Consider the following 16,028-nt stretch of genomic DNA (forward strand, 5'->3'; position numbering starts at 1 on the left):
AGGGAAACGCCGCTGGCGAATCGAAGCCTTTTTCAAAACGATCAAGGGCCGCTTCGGACTTGAACGCTTTGCGCAGCACAGCAAACAGGGTGTCTTGCGCTGGTGGTGCCTCTCCGGCTTGGCCTTCCTGCTCTGTCATCTCCAGGACCTTGACCTCCCTCTTCGCCTGCCGGGCATATGGCCTGACTGGGGCGACCTGGCGAGAACCGTGAGGTTCTCGTTCGTCCCCGACGTGCATCGTCGTGCGCTTCAATTGGAGCTAGACGCGCTCGATGCCTTCCAGCACGCATCCCCTGCCCTCATTGTCTAAACTGCAAGATGTCAGGTAAGCCTGTTAGCCGCCCATCCGGCCCAGATACGCCTCGCCCCGCGCCGTCAGCTTGAGCAGTGACATCGGCGCACTCTCGCCGTCCGCATTCCGGCACATGCTTTTCAGGGCGCAGGGGCCGCAGGAGCAGCCGTCGGCGGCGGGCATGGCTTCCTGCACGTAGCCCCCGGTTTGGAGGGTTCGCAGCATGCCGCTCAGGGCGGCTTCGGAACTGCCCAGATCACGCGCCAGCTCTGAAGGTGTGCGCGGCTCTCCAGCCACGGCGCGCAGAATGACGGCCAGGGGAGCCACTACAGCAGCCTCACGGCAACTTGGTACACGGCGAAGGCCACCACCCAGGCGGTGAGCATCTGCCAGCCCACGGTCATCCAGGCCAGCCGCCGCCCATGCTCCTGCGCCATCGCGCCCACCGTGGCAATGCAGGGCGTGTACAGCAACACGAAGACCAGATAGGCCAGTGCGGAGGCTGGGGTAAATGCCTTTGCCAGGGCCGTTGCCAGCGGAGTTTTCGTTTCAGCGGAGGCGTCTGCGCTCAGGCTGGGCAGCGCCAGCACGGTGGGCAGCGCAGAAACGCTGGCCTTGATGGTGTCCCAGGTAGCAACGGCGGTCTGCGTGATGCCGTCCAGCACACCCAACGGTTCGGGGTTGGCGGCGATCTCGCCCAGGTAAATCTGACCCAGCGTTCCCACCACGACTTCCTTGGCGACAAAACCGGGGATCAGCGCCCCGGTGGCCTGCCAGTCCCCGAAGCCCAGCGGCGCAAAGATCGGCGCTATCGCGCGGCTGACCGTGCCGAACAGGCTGTCCTGCGGCGGCACCGTGGCGAACTTCTGCCCCGAAACGGCGGGTAGCGCCAGCAGCAGCCAGACCACCGCCACCGTCCCCATCACCGTGGTGCGGGCGCGGCGGGCAAACGAGGCGGTGCGGCGCGAGGCGTGCTTCCACAGCACCTTCCAGGCGGGGAAACGGTACGGCGGCAGCTCCAGCAGCACGCCGCCGCCCTCGGCGGGCAGGGTGGTGCGGCGCAGGATGAGGGCGAAGAAAAAGGCCACGGCCATGCCCAGCACATACATGCTCCAGACCAGCCAGCTTCCCGAGCGCGGAAACAGAGCGGCGGCGAACACCACGTACACGGGCAGCCGTGCCGAACAGCTCATGAAGGGCAGGATCATGCTGACCAGCACGCGGTCACTGCGCCGCTCCAGCGCGCGGGTAGCGTAAATGGCCGGAACGTTGCAGCCAAAGCCCAGGATCAGCGGAATGAACGAGCGCCCGTCCAGCCCGATACTCCGCATGGCGCGGTCCATCAGAAAGGCGGCGCGGGCCATGTAACCGCTGTCCTCCAGAAAGCTCATGGCGAGGTAAAGAATCAGCAGCGTGGGCAGGAAGCTCAGGACCGTGCCCACCCCTGGAATGATCGCGCCCACCACCAGATCGCGTCCCAGCGGGAACCACGCCAGCGCCGCCGCCGCCCAGCCACCGATGATGGTCTGGAGCGGCCCGCCGATCAGGTCCACGAAGGGCGAGGCCACGCTGAAGGTCAGCCGGAAGACCAGCAGCACCAGCGCCAGGAAAATCGGGATGCCCAGGACGGGGTGCAGCGCCAGTCGGTCCAACTTCTCGCTGAGGGTGCGCCGCGCCTCCGCCTGTGGAACAGCCACCCGCGCCAGATCACCCGCGCGGGCGTAGCGGGCCTCGGCAATCTCGATCAATGCGTCCACGCCCTCCGTTTCCAGCGCCGCCAGATGGGCATCTGCGGCGTCCAGCAGCGCGGTGTGCCCGGTGGCCGCCAGTCGTCCGCGCACGCTGGGATCGCCTTCCAGCAGTGCGAGGGCCAGATAGCGGTGGGCGTGCGGCGGCAGGGTGGGCACGTTGACCATGCGGGCGGTCAGGTCATTGGCGGCAGCCTCAATGGCGGGCGGATACCGAACCGCAATGCCCAGCGTCGCGCCCTTCAGCACGTCGCCCATCAATTCGGCAGTGCCCTGGCTCCGGCTTGCCACCGTCTGCGTGACGGGCACCCCCAGCGCACGGGACAGCGCGGCAGCGTCCACGGTCATGCCCTTATTCTTCGCCTCGTCCACCAGATTCAGCGCCACCGCCACCGGCAGCCGGAAGTCCAGCAGTTGCAACGTCAGGTAGAGGTTGCGTTCCAGATTCCCGGCGTCCAGCACGTTGAGTACGGCATCGGGGGCCTCGTCCAGCAGGGCGGTGCGGGCAATCAGTTCTTCAGGGGTGTGCGGGCTGAGGGAATACGCGCCGGGCAGGTCCAGCAGATGCACCGCGCGCCCCGCGTATTCCAGTTTCGCCTCGCGCTTTTCAATGGTCACGCCGGACCAGTTGCCCACCTTCAGGCGCGTTCCGGCCACCGCGTTGATCAGCGTGGTCTTGCCCACGTTGGGGTTGCCCACCACCACGACTCTGGGTTCGCTGGCCTTCTTGAGGCGGCCCAGGGTGGCAATGCAGGCGGCCTCATCGGGAATGTGGACGCTGGGGGGAGGCAGAACCGCCGTCATTGCCGCACCCGGATGCCGTGCAGATCGGCGGCGCGCAGGGCCAGATCGGTGCCGTTGACGCGCACCTCGAAGGGGTCACCCATCGGGGCACGGCGCACCACCGTCACCGGAGCGCCGCGCACGAAGCCCAGTTCCAGCAGGCGGCGGCGCAGCGGATGGGCCGGGTCCAGCCCCACCACATGCGCTTGTTCACCGGGAGTCAACTGATCCAGCGTCCGTTCGTTCATCCCTGCTCCCCTGTGGGAAATCCCATACCCGATCAATTTACTCGGATTGAACAGGATTGCAAGGGCGGGAAAATTACACTTCCGGTTCGAGTGCAGCCCAGAATCCCGCCATGTCTCCCGGCAATTCGGCCTCGGCCACCATCTGCGCCCCAGCCCACGGAAAGGCGATGCGGGCGGCGTGCAGCGCCTGACGCTCCAGGCCCAGACGGGCCGTGAGTTCGGGGGTCTGCCCGGTTTCGATGAATTCCACGAAGGCATCCCGCTCCGGGCCGTAAATCTTGTCGCCCACCATCGGCAACCCCAGATGGAACAGGTGCGCCCGAATCTGGTGCAGGCGGCCCGAACGCGGATGCGCCTCAATCAGCGCATGTCCATTTCGTTTTTCCAGCATGCGGAAATCGGTGATGGCGGGGCGTCCGTTGGGGACCACCGCCTGCCGCATCAAAACCCGGTTGGCCGCGCCCAGGCCCAGATCGCCCAGCGGGGCGTCCAGTGTGCGGCGCTCCCAGTCCGGCGTGCCGCGCACGATGGCCAGGTAAGACTTGCCCACCAGATGCGTCTTGAACAGCGTGAAAAAGCGCCGGGCGGCATCGGTGTCGCGCGACAGGACCAGCAGGCCGCTGGTTTCGCGGTCCAGGCGGTGCGGGGGCGAGAGGTCCGGCTCCCCGGTTTCGCGCTGCATCCAGCCCAGCACATCCGGCACCTCCACGCGTCCACCACGGTGAACCCGGTGCGTCAGCCACAGCGCGGGCTTGTGGACGATGTAGAAGTCGGGATGCTCGGTGACGATGCGCGGTTTTTCAAGTGTGGAAGCGGTCAAATCTCCCACACGCTCTGATACTCGCGCCCGCGCAGGCGCTCGGAGAGGTCAATGGTGCGGCTGACCGTGCGCGCAAGTCGCCCAGCCAGCCATTTCCCCGGCACCTCCGGCGCGTCCCAGTGGGCCGAGGTGGCGTAGACGAAATGCGGGTTGATGACGCAGCGGAAGTCGTACATCAAACCAAGTGCAAAGGCCCCGTGGCTGAGATAGCCGTGGTCCAGTCCGCCGGACACCAGAAAAGTGACGGGCTTGTCGAACCACGCGCCGTGCAGATTGCGCTCCGCGTCGCTGCTGCCCGTCAGTTCCACCAGCGTCCGTGCGCCGGACCCCAGCCCCCAGTTGTAGACCGGAACGCCCAGCAACACGCCGTCCGCCTCCAGAATGGTGCGGTGGTACAGGTCCGCGTTGGGGTGGGCGTAACAGGTTAAGTTGTCAAACGGAGGCAGCGGCGTCTCGCGCAGGTCCAGATGGGTGACCGTGTGGCCCGCCTCACGGAGCTGCCGCGCGGCCAGCGTACACAGCCACGCGCTGCGGCTCTCGGGGTCCAGGCTGGTGGACAGAACAGCAAACTTCATACGAGGAGGCTAGCGTTTCGTCGCGGGTTTGCCCTCTGCCTCAATCCGTTTCAGGTGCGCGATGCGGTCTGACGTGCCCGGATGGGTGCTGAGCAGATCGAAAATGGACGGGCCGGACTTCTTCGTTGAAGTCTGCGAATCCTTCGCGTCGTCCTTTTCCAGCCGGGCCAGCATGGTTTGCAGGGGGTGCGTGGTGCCGTAGGTTCTGAGCATGTACCGGCCCGAAGCCTCGTCCGCCTGGGTTTCCGCCGCGCGCGAGTAGCCGCCGCTGAGCAGGGCCGCCGGAACCGCCGCCGCGAACGTGCCCGCGCTGATCAGATCGCCCGTGATCACGGTGGTCACCAGCGTCAGCCCCAGCGCCTGATACACGCCCGCCAATCCGTGCCGGTTGGTCACATGCCCGGTTTCGTGGGCCAGCACGCCCATCAATTCGCGGTCACTTTCTGCCAGCGCCACCAGTTGATCGGTTATGACCACCGTGCCGCCGGGCAGGGCGAAGGCGTTCGCGCCCAGTTCGCTCGCGCCGCCCGCCTCGCCGTCGCGCAGCAGCAGGCGGTAGGGGTAGCCGCCCCCCGCCCAAGCCGCCACCTTACGGAACTCGGCCTTCAGTTGCTTCTGCCGCGCCGCACTGAGTTTAGATGGCCCAAAGTAATCGCCGTTTTCCAGCACGCCGATGGTTTCGCGGTCAAAGGTGGCCAGCACACTTCTGGGCGTGGCGAGGGCGGCCTGCCGCGCCACCGCCGGAATGCCGTAGACGACGAACAGCGCCAGCGCGGCCAACGAAACCCCCAGCGCGGTCAGCGCCGCCCACCAGCGCGATTCCAGGGCGCGCACGCCGCTCAGGGCGCGGTTGCGTCCAGTGGCGCGTTCCCAGGCGCTCACGCCCGCGTCGTCGCGGGTCTCGAAACGGCCTGCACCGGGGAAGGTGATGGCACGCCGCACGCCAGGAATCGGGGCCTCCACGCCCAGCGTCCGCGCGGGCCAGCTCTGCGCGAAAGGCAGCGTGCCAGGAAGGCCCAGACCGGCGCTCGCGGACACACTCAGCGACGCCGTCTGCGCGTCCACGGTCAATGTCGCGGGCTGATCGCGGCTGCTGCGGCCATCGAAGTACACGCCCTCCAGAATGATCGGTCCATGCTGCTCTGCCATTGCTAGAAGCCCACCTGAATGTCCAGCAGTTCGGTGGCTGCCTCGCCAAACGCCGAGGTTTCGCCGCCCACCCCCGCCGCAAAGTCGTCCAGCGAGGCGATGGCGCGCACGGTCAGGCCGCCCAGCACATAGCGGTTCTGGCGCACCGCCGCCCACGGCGAGGCCAGCCCCAATGTCAGCACCCGCGCGGCGCTGTTGGTCACGCTGATCCACACCAGCCGCCAGGGGCTGAATGTCGCCCGCGTTCTCACCACGCCGCCCAGTTCCATGTTGTTCAGGACGTAGACCATCGTCGCGCCGCGCACGTACTGCCAGCCCACCACGTACAGGACCAGCACTGCCAGATAGCCAGCCGCTGCCGCCGCCAGAAAGGGTGCGGAGGCCGCCAGATTCGCGAGGTCGATGTCGGCAAAATCGAAACCGCCCAGCAGCGTGGCGGCCAGCGCCACCAGCGGGATGCCGATCACCATGCCGCCCGCGATGGTCAGCCCCAGCGCGGTCAGGCCGATCAGGTAAAAGGGGCCGACATCGCCCCGGAACGTGGCACGCGCCGAGCCGTAGGCCAGACCGTCCACCTGATAGCGCCGCTGCATGTACCACGCCCACGGCAGTGCCAGCCCAAAGGAAATGCTTGCCACGAAGTTTGCCAGCATGTAGGCCACGTAAGCCCCGCCCGACGTGCCGTGAAAGCGGAAGCGCAGGCCCCGGTGAACCGTGTTGACCGCCTGAAAGCGCATGGACTGGCGCACCAGCAGCGGATAGGCGGCGGCGTAGACCAGCGCCAGCACCACCGCCACCCACTTCGTCCGCTCGAATTGCCCCGAAACCGCGTAGGCCACGAACAGCGCCGCCACGATCAGGTAACCGCGCAGCAGCGCCGCTGGATTGGCGCGGTATTCGAAGTTCTGGCCGTCCACCCAGGTATGCCCGTAAAAATACTGTCGGTTGCGAACGCGCGCCCACGGCAGGTACAGCCCCAGCGTCACGAAGGTCAGCGCGATGTTCACGATCCACAGCCGGAAATACTCGCCTGCCGTGCCGGTAAAGCCGACGGGGTATTCGGTGACGGTGGCGGGGCCGGATTGAAGGGCTTCGGAGGACAGAGCTTGAACGTGTCGGCCCAGATTCGGAACGTCGTTCGGGGGCGCGGCGGGATCGATCATCTGCCTGTCATGCTATGCGCTGAAAAGGGGCAGTGAACAGTCGGAACGAGGGGGTCGAAGGGCGCTCTGGGGGTACACCACCCCCACTGCATGGGGATCACCTTTGATGGGGAAGGCTCAGAGACCTCGGGGAAAGCGCACAGATGACGACGTTTCCCCCGATCCCACCTATTTTTTCGCCGCCGCCACGATCTGCGGCAGATGATCGGGCAGCTTCAACATCGGCAGGTCAAAGACCGTTTTCGCCGGTTCATTGGGGGCGGTGTTGCCCTCCTTGAGCATGGCGTACTGGTCTTTGGTGATCGGCGGGTTGGGCAGCAGGTTCATCATCGGCACGGCCAGATTCATTAGCATGATCGGCACCGGCACGATGGGCTTTTTCTTGCCCAGTGCGCCCAGTTCCAGCTCCAGCAACTGCCGGAAGGTGTATTCCTCGGGGCCGGTCAGGGCGTAGGTCTCGTTCAGGCCGGTTTCGGATTCGGCGGCCCCGGCGAACGCCTGCGCCACGTCCTGCACGCTGACGGGCCGGAAGGGAAAGGTGCCGTCGCCGATCTGCGGCACGATGGGGGCCACGCTGACCAGTTCCCGCAGCACCCGCCCAAAAAAGTCGTCGCCCAGGCCGAAGATCAGGCTGGGTTCAAAGATGGTGTAGCGCAGGCCACTGCTCTTGACCAGTGCTTCGGCGCGGCCCTTGCTGGCGCTGTAGCCGCTGGCGCTGTTCACGTCGGCCCCCAGCGCACTCATATGGACATAGCGTGCGCCGCGTGGCACGGCGGCCAGCACATGCCGCGTGCCCTCCACATGCACCGCCTGAAAGGTCTGTGCGCCCTTCTCGGCAATGATGCCCACCAGATGAACCACGGCTTCGGGGTCCACTTTCGCCACGGCGTCCAGCACGCTGGCGGGATCGGTCACGTCTGCCCGGATGGCCTGGCCCGCGCCGCCCTGCTTGCCCTCGCGGCTGCCCGCCCAGACCTGATGGCCGCGCGAGACGAGTTCCTTCACGACGGCCTGCCCGACGAATCCGGTTCCCCCGGTCACGAGTATCTTCATGGTTGTTCTCCTTCCTGGTCTGATTTTAGGTTCTGGCCTGATTTTGGGTTCTGGTCTGGCCTGGATTTCCGGCCTGATTCCGGCACAGCCTGCGAGGCGTGGTTCAGCGCCTCGGAAATAATGGATGTGGCCGCCGTGGCGTCGGGTCCAGCATAGATGCCGCCCAGTTCGGCGGCCAGTTCGGGCCGGGCGTTCATCAGCGCGCCGCCCAGAAAAACCGGCAGCCCCAGCCGTTGCAGGATGGGTCTGCTGGACGCCGGAGCCAGGGCATTGCCTGCGCCGTTCAGCATCCGCCCCCTTCCCGCCCCGCGTGCTGGCGCGCCCTCTGCCGAAGAGGAGTCCGGCACCCAGCGCTCGCCGTTCCAGTCCCCGGCCACCCAGCCCTGCAAGGCCCATTCGCCGTTGACCCCCAGCAGGATGGCCTGCGCCTGCCGCTCATGGGCGAAGGTGGTCAGGTCACCCAGCGGCACGTTCGCGCCCAGGTAGGCCACCCGCACCCCCCGGCGGCGCAGGGCCAGCGTGAGCATCATCAGACCCAGTTCGTGCTGCTCGCCCGGCGCGCAGGCGGCCACCACCAGCGGGCCGAAGCTGCCGCCCTGGCCTTCCTCACTCCCCGCAATGTCCATCAGGGCCGACAGCCGTGAGCGCAGGTAATGGCTGGCGGCGCGCTCGTGGGCGATGGTGATCTCGCCGCCCGCCCACAGCGCACCGATCTCCACCAGGGCCGGGGACATTACATGCGTCATGACGTCTTCCACGGGCAACTGGGCGTGGGCCTCGGCCAGCAGGTCCCCGGCCCGCGTGTTGTCGGCGGCGATCAGCGCCTGTGCCAGCGCGTGGGCCAGTTCCGATGTCTGGACCGGGGCGCGGGCGGGCGTAGGCTGCGGCTCGGGCGTGGGCTGCTGCTTCCCGGCATGGCCCACGGGTACGCCGCGCAGGGTCAATTCCGCCGCCAGTCTGGCGCTGACGCCGCGCCGCTGATGCTCCAGCATGATGCCGATCTCGCGCACGTCGCCCGGCGAGTACAGCCGGTAGCCACTGGCATTGCGAACCGGGCGCGGAAAGCCGTAACGCCGCTCCCACTGCCGCAACGTCGCGGCGGGCACGCCAGTCTGCGTCTCCACCTCCGAGGCGGTGAACATGGCGGTCTGCGCCCACTGTTCGTTGTTCCCGCCGTCTGCTGTCATTGCCGCCCATTGTGGCCCAAAGCAGGCCAGGAGGACCGTAATGCTTCGTGCCTAGACAATTCCTTGAGACCCGCCTCACGCGGATTCCGTCTATTCCGTGCAGGATTTGGGACAGCGCCGACTCCCGCACTCCATGCCCGGAACCCGCTTTTCTCCTGCTCACTCTCGTCATGAACAGACGCCCATGACTGGTACAGCTCGAAGAGAGGACGCTCTTCCTCTGCGGCGCAGCTCTGCGAGTCTGTCGTCATGAACAGACGCCCATGAGGACGCTATTCCTCCCGTTCGGATTTCCAGGTGTTTCCACCACCTCTCAATCGGAGTCCGTATGACGCGGCAAACTCCGCTAGACTGCGGCCCACATGACCCGTCTGCTGCCTCCCCACCGCCCCTTCGCCCCGGTCCGCCCATGAGCCACCTGTCGCGCACCCTGCCCGTCAAGCGCGCCGCGCATGTGTATCTGGTCCAGGACGGCAAGCTGCTGCTGGTCGAGGAACGTATGGACGACGGCAGCATCTTCTACGGCCTGCCCGGCGGTAAGGCGCATCCCGGCGAAACCCTGGGTGACGCCGCCGTGCGCCAGGTGCTGGTGGAAACCGGTCTGACCGTCACCGATCTGGTCTTCCTGAGCCTGCTGGAAGGCGAGTTGCTGACCGGTACCCGCAACGAGTGTTACGCCAACTTCGGGCGTTTTACCGCCACGTTCTCGGGCGAGCTGAACCCCACCGACCCGGAAGTGGTGGGCATCCGCTGGGTGCCGTTTGAAGAGGTGGAGATGCTGGTCCGCTACGGTCCCCCGCCCGAGATCGAGGAGCGCAACCCCCTGATCTGGGTGCCCACCCGCGACTTTGTGAAAGGCCAGCCGCGCGCCTATTACCCGATTTAGGCTGAAGTCGGGAAGCATGACTTACACCACGGTCAGATCGTCCTGGAGGCTTTCCAGTCTGCTGGCTCTGGCCTTGCTGGCTGGCGCTCAGGCACAGACAGTCATTCCTGCCGTTATCCCCACGCTGCCGCCGCCCTCGGCTTCAGTCGCGGCAGCGCCGATTGGAGACTCGATCTTTCCGGCGCTGGGACAGGCCGGGCTGGACGTGCTGAATTACGATCTGGACCTGACCGTGGACCGCCCTGGCACCTCCGAATTGCGCGGCACAGTGGTGCTGACGGTGACCTCTACCCAGCCGCTGCCCGTGCTGAGCCTGGATTTTCTGGGGCCGCAGGTGCTGGAGGTGCGCTGGAACGGCCTACCCGCCCCTTACCGTCATGATCAAACCGTGGGCAAGCTGATTGTCGAACCGCCCCAGTCGCTGCTTCCCGGCACGAAGGCCGAAGTCACGGTGCGCTTCGCCGGACAGGTGGGGGTGCGGCCTGACCCGGACCTGCCGATCAACGTGGGCTGGCAGGCGGTCCCGGCACTGGGCGGGCGCGTCGGCGCAAACTTCACCCTCAGCGAACCGGACGGCACGCGCACCTTTTTACCCGTCAACGATCACCCGTCTGACCCGGCCACCTTCACCACCCGCATCACCGTTCCCGCCGGATACACGGCGGCGGCCAGCGGCGTGCAGCGTTCCGAGGTCGCTGCGCCGAACGGGGGCCGCACCTTCACCTTCGAGCAGGCGCAGCCGATTCCCACCTACACGCTGGCGATCCATGTCAACCGCTTCGAGCGGGTAGATTCCGCCGCCGTGCCGGTGGGGGAGGGCGGCGCAGACGTGATCCGGCGCGACTACTTCCCCGTCGGTGTCCCGGCGGATACGCGTGATGCCTACGTCTCCACGGGCGAGATTCTGAAGGTGCTGGCCGACTGGTTCGGGCCGTACCCGTTCAGTGCTTACGGTTCGGCCATCGTCACGCCGCGCATTCCGGCGCTGGAAACCGCCACGCTGTCCACCATGCCGGTCACGTCCAGCAACGTGCGTGTGCTGGTCCACGAAACCGCCCACCAGTGGTTCGGGGACCGCGTGACCCTGGCCGACTGGTCCGGGGTCTGGCTCAACGAGGGCTTTGCCACCTACGCCGAACTGCTGTGGGCGCAGGCGCAGGGCGAGACCGGGGATGACATGGTGCGCGGCTGGTACGCCCGCGTGGGCCGCAGCCAGACCCGTCCGCTCGTTGCCACCACCGAATCTCAACTGTTCGAAACCACCGCGTATATCCGGGGTGCGCTGGCCCTGCAAGCCGTTCGTGTGACCGTGGACGACACGGCTTTCAAGGCGTACTTGCGCGGCTGGGTCTCTGGGTTCTCGTCTCAGCCCGTGACCACTGCTGATCTGCTGACCTACACCCGCACGCGTCTGGGAGCAAAGGCAGAGGCTGCGCTGCGGCTGTGGGCCGAGTCGCCAGAATTGCCGCCGTTGCCGCAGAGATAAAGAGGGTCAGACTGTCGAATGGCCGGAGATGATCAGGCTACCCCGCAGGCCCGCTGCAACAGCAGATGCAGTTCATCCCGCCCCAGCCGCCTAGCGTCCAGCGGCAGGCCGTCCGGCAGGCTGCTCAGGCCCTGCACGATGGGGGTGAAACGGAATTCGGGGCGGGCGATCAGGTCACGGCGGGCAGTGAAGGCGATCACAAAATCGGCGCGCAATTCAAAATGGGCGTTCAGTTCGGCGCGCAGCGGGAAGGGATCGCCCGACAGCAGGTCCACCAGCGCCGGGTGCGGCTCAAAGCCGTCCTCCAGTTCCTTGAGCAACCGGGAGGTGTCCAGAAAAATGGAGGCGTTGGGCAACGTATACCCGGTGATGCGGCGGCGGCAGACCTCCGGCGGGTCACCGCGCACGGTGCTGACGCTGCGTGTGGCCCGCACAGCGCCCCCCAGCAGCGCCCAGAAACGGGACAGGCTGGAATAGCGCGCCAGCTCCACATACCCGCCGGGCTTGGTGGCCAGCGGGCGGGTGGGCCGCTCGGCAGAGGCGGTCATGGGTCCATCTTACCCGCTGGCTCTGTTTTCCCCGCTCGTTTCGTCCACAAGCCCTAAAGAAGTCCACAGGCCCTAAAGAATCGGTAAACATGGGGCTGGGCGCTTTCACCCTGTCGGAAAATGCTGAACGCGGTACAAAGATGTATGACCAAATCTGCTCCCAATCCGATGGCCCTGCTCGCGCAGATCGACATGGACGCCCTGGGCCGCCTGAGCCAGAAGGTGGACCTGCCTGCCCTGCTGAACGCCGCTTCCGGCATGAGCGATGGCCAGCTCAAGCAACTGACGCGCATGCTGGCAGGCGGCAAAGAGGACAAGGCGAAGGAACTGCCCGAGGCCAACGGCGACTTCTACGGCCAGATGGACACCCTGACCGGCGAGGAGCGCGAGGTGGCGATGGTGACGCGCAAGTTCATGCACGACCATGTGGCTCCCATCATGAACGAACACTGGAGCCGCGACGAATTCCCGCAGCAGATCATCCCCGAACTGCGCAAGCTGGATCTGCTTCGCAAAATCTGGAACGAGGACGGCAGCCGCAAGCCCAACGCCACCGTCATTGAGGGCCTGATCACGCTGGAAGGCTGCAAGGTGGACGTGTCCACGGCTGTCTTCTTTGGCGTCCACGCGGGTCTGGCTTTCGCCAGCGTCGCGCTGGGTGGCAGCGACGAGCAGAAGGCGGAGTGGCTCCCGAAGATGATGGACTTCGAGGCCATCGGCGCGTTCGGCCTGACCGAACCGGAAGGCGGCTCGCAGGTCAGCCAGGGCATGCGGACCACCTGCAAGCGCGACGGGGACGGCTGGACCCTGCGCGGCCAGAAAAAGTGGATCGGCAACTCCACCTTCAGCGACATGACCGTGGTGTGGGCGCGCGACGTGGACACCCAGGAGGTGCGCGGCTTCATCGTGCGCGCCGGAACGCCGGGGTACAGCGTCGAGAAGATCGAGGGCAAGATCGCCCTGCGAATCGTGGAAAACGGGCTGATCACCCTGGACGACTGCCGCGTGCCGGACAGTGACCGCCTCCAGAACGTGCAGGGCTGGCGCACCACGGCGGAAGTCCTCAAGCTGACCCGTGCGGGCGTGGCGTGGCAGGGCGTGGGCTGCGCGATGGGCGCGTATGAACTGGCCGTGAAATACAGCCAGGAGCGCGAGCAGTTCGGCAAGCGCATCGGCGAGTTCCAGCTCATCCAGAACCATCTGGTGCATATGCTGGGCAACGTGACCAGCATGTTCGCGCTGTGCCTGCGCCTGAGCCACATGGCCGACGGCGGCGACATGAAGGACGAACACGCCGCGCTGGCCAAGGTCTTCACGGCGGCCCGCTGCCGCGAAACGGTGGCCTTTGCCCGCGAAACCTTCGGCGGCAACGGCATCCTGCTGGAATACGGCGTCGCCAAGCACTTCGCCGACACCGAGGCCATCTACTCCTACGAGGGCACCAACGAGATCAACACGCTGGTGGTGGGCCGCGCCATCACAGGTTTGAGCGCTTTCGTCTAAACGGCTGAAGGTAAAAGGGGATGAGAGCTGCATACACTCATCCCCTATTTTCGGACCATTCTTTTAACCATTCTCAATGCAGTATTTCGCTGTTCCATACAACGTTTTCATATGAGCAGCAAGTTAAGCACAGGGGTGGAAACGCTCTGCGGACTGGCGGCTAAGTTGGGGGCATGCAAGGCGTTCTCCGAAACCACAGCGGTTCGGAAGCGCGGCGCTGGATTGAACCCATATCCCTCGATCCGGCGCGCAAGGAGCAACTATGACTTTAAACCGTGACTTCAATTCCCACCGTCTTTCCTGGCGCGGCATCATCGCCGGTCTGGTGGTTGGACTCGTCTCGACCCTCACCATCATCGCGCTGGGTCTGGTCATCACCGCCCTGACTGGCCTGAGCCTGAGCGGCGTGGGCATTGCCGCTGCCATTTGGACCGGCATCGCCGCGCTGGTGGGCGCGTATCTGGCAGGTCTGACCGCCGTGCGCTCCAACGCCCCGGCCAGCCGCGACGGTGTGGCCGCCATGACCAGTGACGACGCGGGCCTGACCGGTCTGGTCATGGGCAGCGTGCTGGTGCTGCTGACCACCCTGTTTGCCTTCAACAGCGCCTCGCGCATCGTCGGCACGGCCACCAGCGCCATCGGCGGTCTGGTGGGCACCGCTGCTACGGCCACCGCTGCTGCTGGTGTGGGCGGCGCACAGGTGCCTGGCATCCAGAGCTTCTTCAACGGCATCACCCCCGCCGACGCCGAAGGGCTGATCGCCGACAACACCAACCTGGATCAGGAACAGGTGACGGCCAGCGCCAATGTGATCTCCGGCATCGTGCGCCGCGCCAGCAACGATCTGGGCGACGTGGACCTGACCAACATCGGTGACTTTGCCCAGGCCCGTGTGGACTCGATCAAGAAGGCCCTGAGTGGCCCGCAGTTCGTGACCCGTCTGGAGCGTCAGGGGCTGAGCAACGCCCAGGCTACCGAAGTGCAGACCGAAGTGAACAAGTCGGTGGACCGCATTCAGAAGCAGGCCGAGCAGACCGCCAAGAACGCTGAAGCTGCTGCCCGTGGCGCGGCCAGCACGGCAGGCTGGGCCTGGTTGCTGGTGGCGGGTCTGACCCTGCTGGCAAGTGTGTTCGGTGCGCGCAGCGCGGCCACCACCCCCGTCACCAACGTCGCCGCCCGCCGCCCCAACTAAGCACTCTTCCAACGAGGCACTCTCAGAGCAGGACTTTTTAAGGCTGCACCTCCAATCGGGGGTGCGGCTTTTTTGATGTCGCTGGCTTTGCCAGAGCTGGCACGCCTGAACGAATTTACGACGGCGAACGTGACCTGTGGCATCATCGGCGAAATGAAACTCAGCTCTCGTCCCCGTCTGCCCCTGCTGCCAGAGCGCCGCATATGACCGCGCCGAAAGCCTTTCGTCCTCCCGCAGCAGGCGGACCGTCTATTTTCCTGTGGCTGCTGGGGGCAATAGCCGCCTTCCTGGCCCTGTTTTTTGTGATCACCTTCGTGCTGCGCCTGATGCCCGATCCGATTGGCCCGCGCGCCGATCTGTTTGCCGAGGGCGCGCGCGTCACCGTGCAGCTCACGGTGGTCAGCGGCCTGATCGGGCTGGTGATCGGCATGATCGCGGGAATTCAGAAGACCAGTGAAAACGCCTGGGTCCGTGCGCCTGCCAACTTCTTTATCTGGCTGGTGCGCGGCACGCCGCTGCTGGTGCAGATTCTGTTCGTGTACAACGCGCTTCCCGGCATTCTGGCGGCCATCGGCATCAACCTGCAACTCAACGAGTTCTGGTCTGCCGTGATCGCCCTGTCGCTGAATGTGGGCGCATACAACGCCGAGGTGATCCGCGCCGGGATTCTGGCGATTGCGCGTGGCCAGACCGAGGCGGCCCGCAGCCTGGGTCTCAGCGGCGCGCAGACCATGACCACCGTGGTGCTGCCGCAGGCGCTACGGATCGTGGTGCCGCCTCTGGTCAACAACATCGTGGCGCTGCTCAAGGACTCCTCGCTGGCGTCCAGCATCGCCCTGCTGGAACTGACCCTGGCCGGATCGCGCGTCAGCTCGGAAAGCTTCCAGCCCATCCCAGTGCTGACCACCGTGGCCGTGGTGTATCTGGCCCTGACCACCGTGCTGACGCTGTTCACCGATCAGTTGGAGAAACGGACGAAGATCGCGAGTCGGTGAGAGAGGGTCAAAGGGTCTAAAAGTCTAAGAGCGCGTTTATAAAGGTTCGACAGAAGGATCAAGACGACGGAGCATCAAGCGAATGTTGGCGAGATAGCACCAGGAAGCGGAGGTGTGGCAGCGGCCTTCATAGTCCCGGCTCAGCCGACGTGAGCGCGTCAACCACGCCAATGAGCGTTCCACCACCCAGCGGCGAGGCAGCACCTGAAACCCTTTGGCCCTGTCACTACGCTTGATGATTTCCAGTGTCCAGCCCAGTGTTTCCAGCGTCCAGGTGACCAGCTTGCCCAGATAACCACCATCGGCCCAGACATGACGGAGGCGCACAAAGCGCCTCCGTGCGTACCACAGCGTCATTTTCCCGCCATCACGGTCCTGAATATTTCCCGTCGTGATCAGC

16 protein-coding genes are annotated in these 16,028 nt (G+C 65.8%); 5 read left to right on the plus strand and 11 right to left on the minus strand.

The window, feature by feature from the left end; all coding sequences use genetic code 11:
- Positions 1-334: 334 nt before the first annotated feature.
- The 9 genes from BOO71_RS09060 to BOO71_RS09100 form a co-directional block, all read right to left on the minus strand.
- Positions 335-619: a helix-turn-helix domain-containing protein gene (locus tag BOO71_RS09060; protein ID WP_075831614.1), complete on the minus strand. Its 285-nt coding sequence runs from the start codon at positions 617-619 to the stop codon at positions 335-337.
- Positions 619-2,844, minus strand: coding sequence for a ferrous iron transport protein B (gene feoB / locus BOO71_RS09065; RefSeq protein ID WP_075831615.1), 2,226 nt, complete (start codon positions 2,842-2,844; stop codon positions 619-621). Before feoB ends, BOO71_RS09060 begins: the two co-directional genes overlap by 1 nt.
- Positions 2,841-3,071, minus strand: a complete 231-nt coding sequence (locus BOO71_RS09070; protein ID WP_075831616.1) for a FeoA family protein — start codon at positions 3,069-3,071, stop codon at positions 2,841-2,843. Before BOO71_RS09070 ends, feoB begins: the two co-directional genes overlap by 4 nt.
- A 73-nt stretch (positions 3,072-3,144) precedes the next feature.
- Positions 3,145-3,891 (minus strand): RluA family pseudouridine synthase, encoded by a 747-nt coding sequence (locus BOO71_RS09075; RefSeq protein ID WP_075831617.1) that lies wholly within the window; start codon positions 3,889-3,891, stop codon positions 3,145-3,147.
- Positions 3,888-4,466, minus strand: coding sequence for an NADPH-dependent FMN reductase (locus BOO71_RS09080; RefSeq protein WP_075831618.1), 579 nt, complete (start codon positions 4,464-4,466; stop codon positions 3,888-3,890). Before BOO71_RS09080 ends, BOO71_RS09075 begins: the two co-directional genes overlap by 4 nt.
- A gap of 9 nt (positions 4,467-4,475) precedes the next feature.
- A complete protein-coding gene (locus BOO71_RS09085) occupies positions 4,476-5,615 on the minus strand; it encodes a M48 family metallopeptidase (protein WP_075831619.1) in 1,140 nt (379 codons plus the stop codon).
- Between the two features lie 2 nt (positions 5,616-5,617).
- Entirely contained in the window at positions 5,618-6,778 is a 1,161-nt protein-coding gene (locus BOO71_RS09090) for a YjgN family protein (RefSeq protein WP_075831620.1), read from the minus strand.
- A 168-nt stretch (positions 6,779-6,946) separates the two neighbouring features.
- Complete coding sequence (locus BOO71_RS09095) at positions 6,947-7,831, minus strand: complex I NDUFA9 subunit family protein (RefSeq protein WP_075831621.1); 885 nt, start codon at positions 7,829-7,831, stop codon at positions 6,947-6,949.
- The gene (locus tag BOO71_RS09100; RefSeq protein ID WP_075831622.1) at positions 7,828-9,018 is read right to left on the minus strand and encodes a MerR family transcriptional regulator; all 1,191 of its coding nucleotides are present in this window, start codon (positions 9,016-9,018) and stop codon (positions 7,828-7,830) included. The genes BOO71_RS09095 and BOO71_RS09100 overlap by 4 nt, the downstream gene beginning before the upstream one ends.
- Positions 9,019-9,427: 409 nt before the next feature.
- Between BOO71_RS09100 and BOO71_RS09105 the strand changes: the two genes are divergently transcribed.
- Positions 9,428-9,904 (plus strand): NUDIX domain-containing protein, encoded by a 477-nt coding sequence (locus BOO71_RS09105; protein ID WP_075831623.1) that lies wholly within the window; start codon positions 9,428-9,430, stop codon positions 9,902-9,904.
- Positions 9,905-9,920: 16 nt separating this feature from the next.
- Positions 9,921-11,390 carry a M1 family metallopeptidase gene (locus BOO71_RS09110; protein WP_083653286.1) on the plus strand — a complete coding sequence of 490 codons (1,470 nt, stop codon included), beginning with the start codon at positions 9,921-9,923 and terminating at the stop codon, positions 11,388-11,390.
- A 32-nt stretch (positions 11,391-11,422) separates the two neighbouring features.
- On the opposite strand, the gene BOO71_RS09115 is transcribed toward BOO71_RS09110, so the two are convergent.
- On the minus strand, positions 11,423-11,938 hold the full coding sequence (locus tag BOO71_RS09115; protein WP_075831624.1) for a hypothetical protein: 516 nt from the start codon (positions 11,936-11,938) through the stop codon (positions 11,423-11,425).
- A gap of 144 nt (positions 11,939-12,082) precedes the next feature.
- Here BOO71_RS09115 and BOO71_RS09120 point away from each other — a divergent pair, with 144 nt between their 5' ends.
- From BOO71_RS09120 to BOO71_RS09130, 3 genes are all read left to right on the plus strand, one after another.
- Entirely contained in the window at positions 12,083-13,441 is a 1,359-nt protein-coding gene (locus tag BOO71_RS09120) for an acyl-CoA dehydrogenase family protein (protein ID WP_075831625.1), read from the plus strand.
- Positions 13,442-13,703: 262 nt separating this feature from the next.
- Positions 13,704-14,633 (plus strand): hypothetical protein, encoded by a 930-nt coding sequence (locus BOO71_RS09125; protein ID WP_075831626.1) that lies wholly within the window; start codon positions 13,704-13,706, stop codon positions 14,631-14,633.
- Between the two features lie 203 nt (positions 14,634-14,836).
- On the plus strand, positions 14,837-15,628 hold the full coding sequence (locus tag BOO71_RS09130) for an amino acid ABC transporter permease (protein WP_075831627.1): 792 nt from the start codon (positions 14,837-14,839) through the stop codon (positions 15,626-15,628).
- Between the two features lie 36 nt (positions 15,629-15,664).
- Here the strand turns inward: BOO71_RS09130 and BOO71_RS09135 are convergent.
- The coding region (locus BOO71_RS09135; RefSeq protein WP_175607414.1) for a transposase at positions 15,665-16,028 on the minus strand (364 nt) is incomplete at its 5' end.

The organism is Deinococcus marmoris, from assembly GCF_001949125.1.
Taxonomy (GTDB): domain Bacteria; phylum Deinococcota; class Deinococci; order Deinococcales; family Deinococcaceae; genus Deinococcus; species Deinococcus marmoris_A.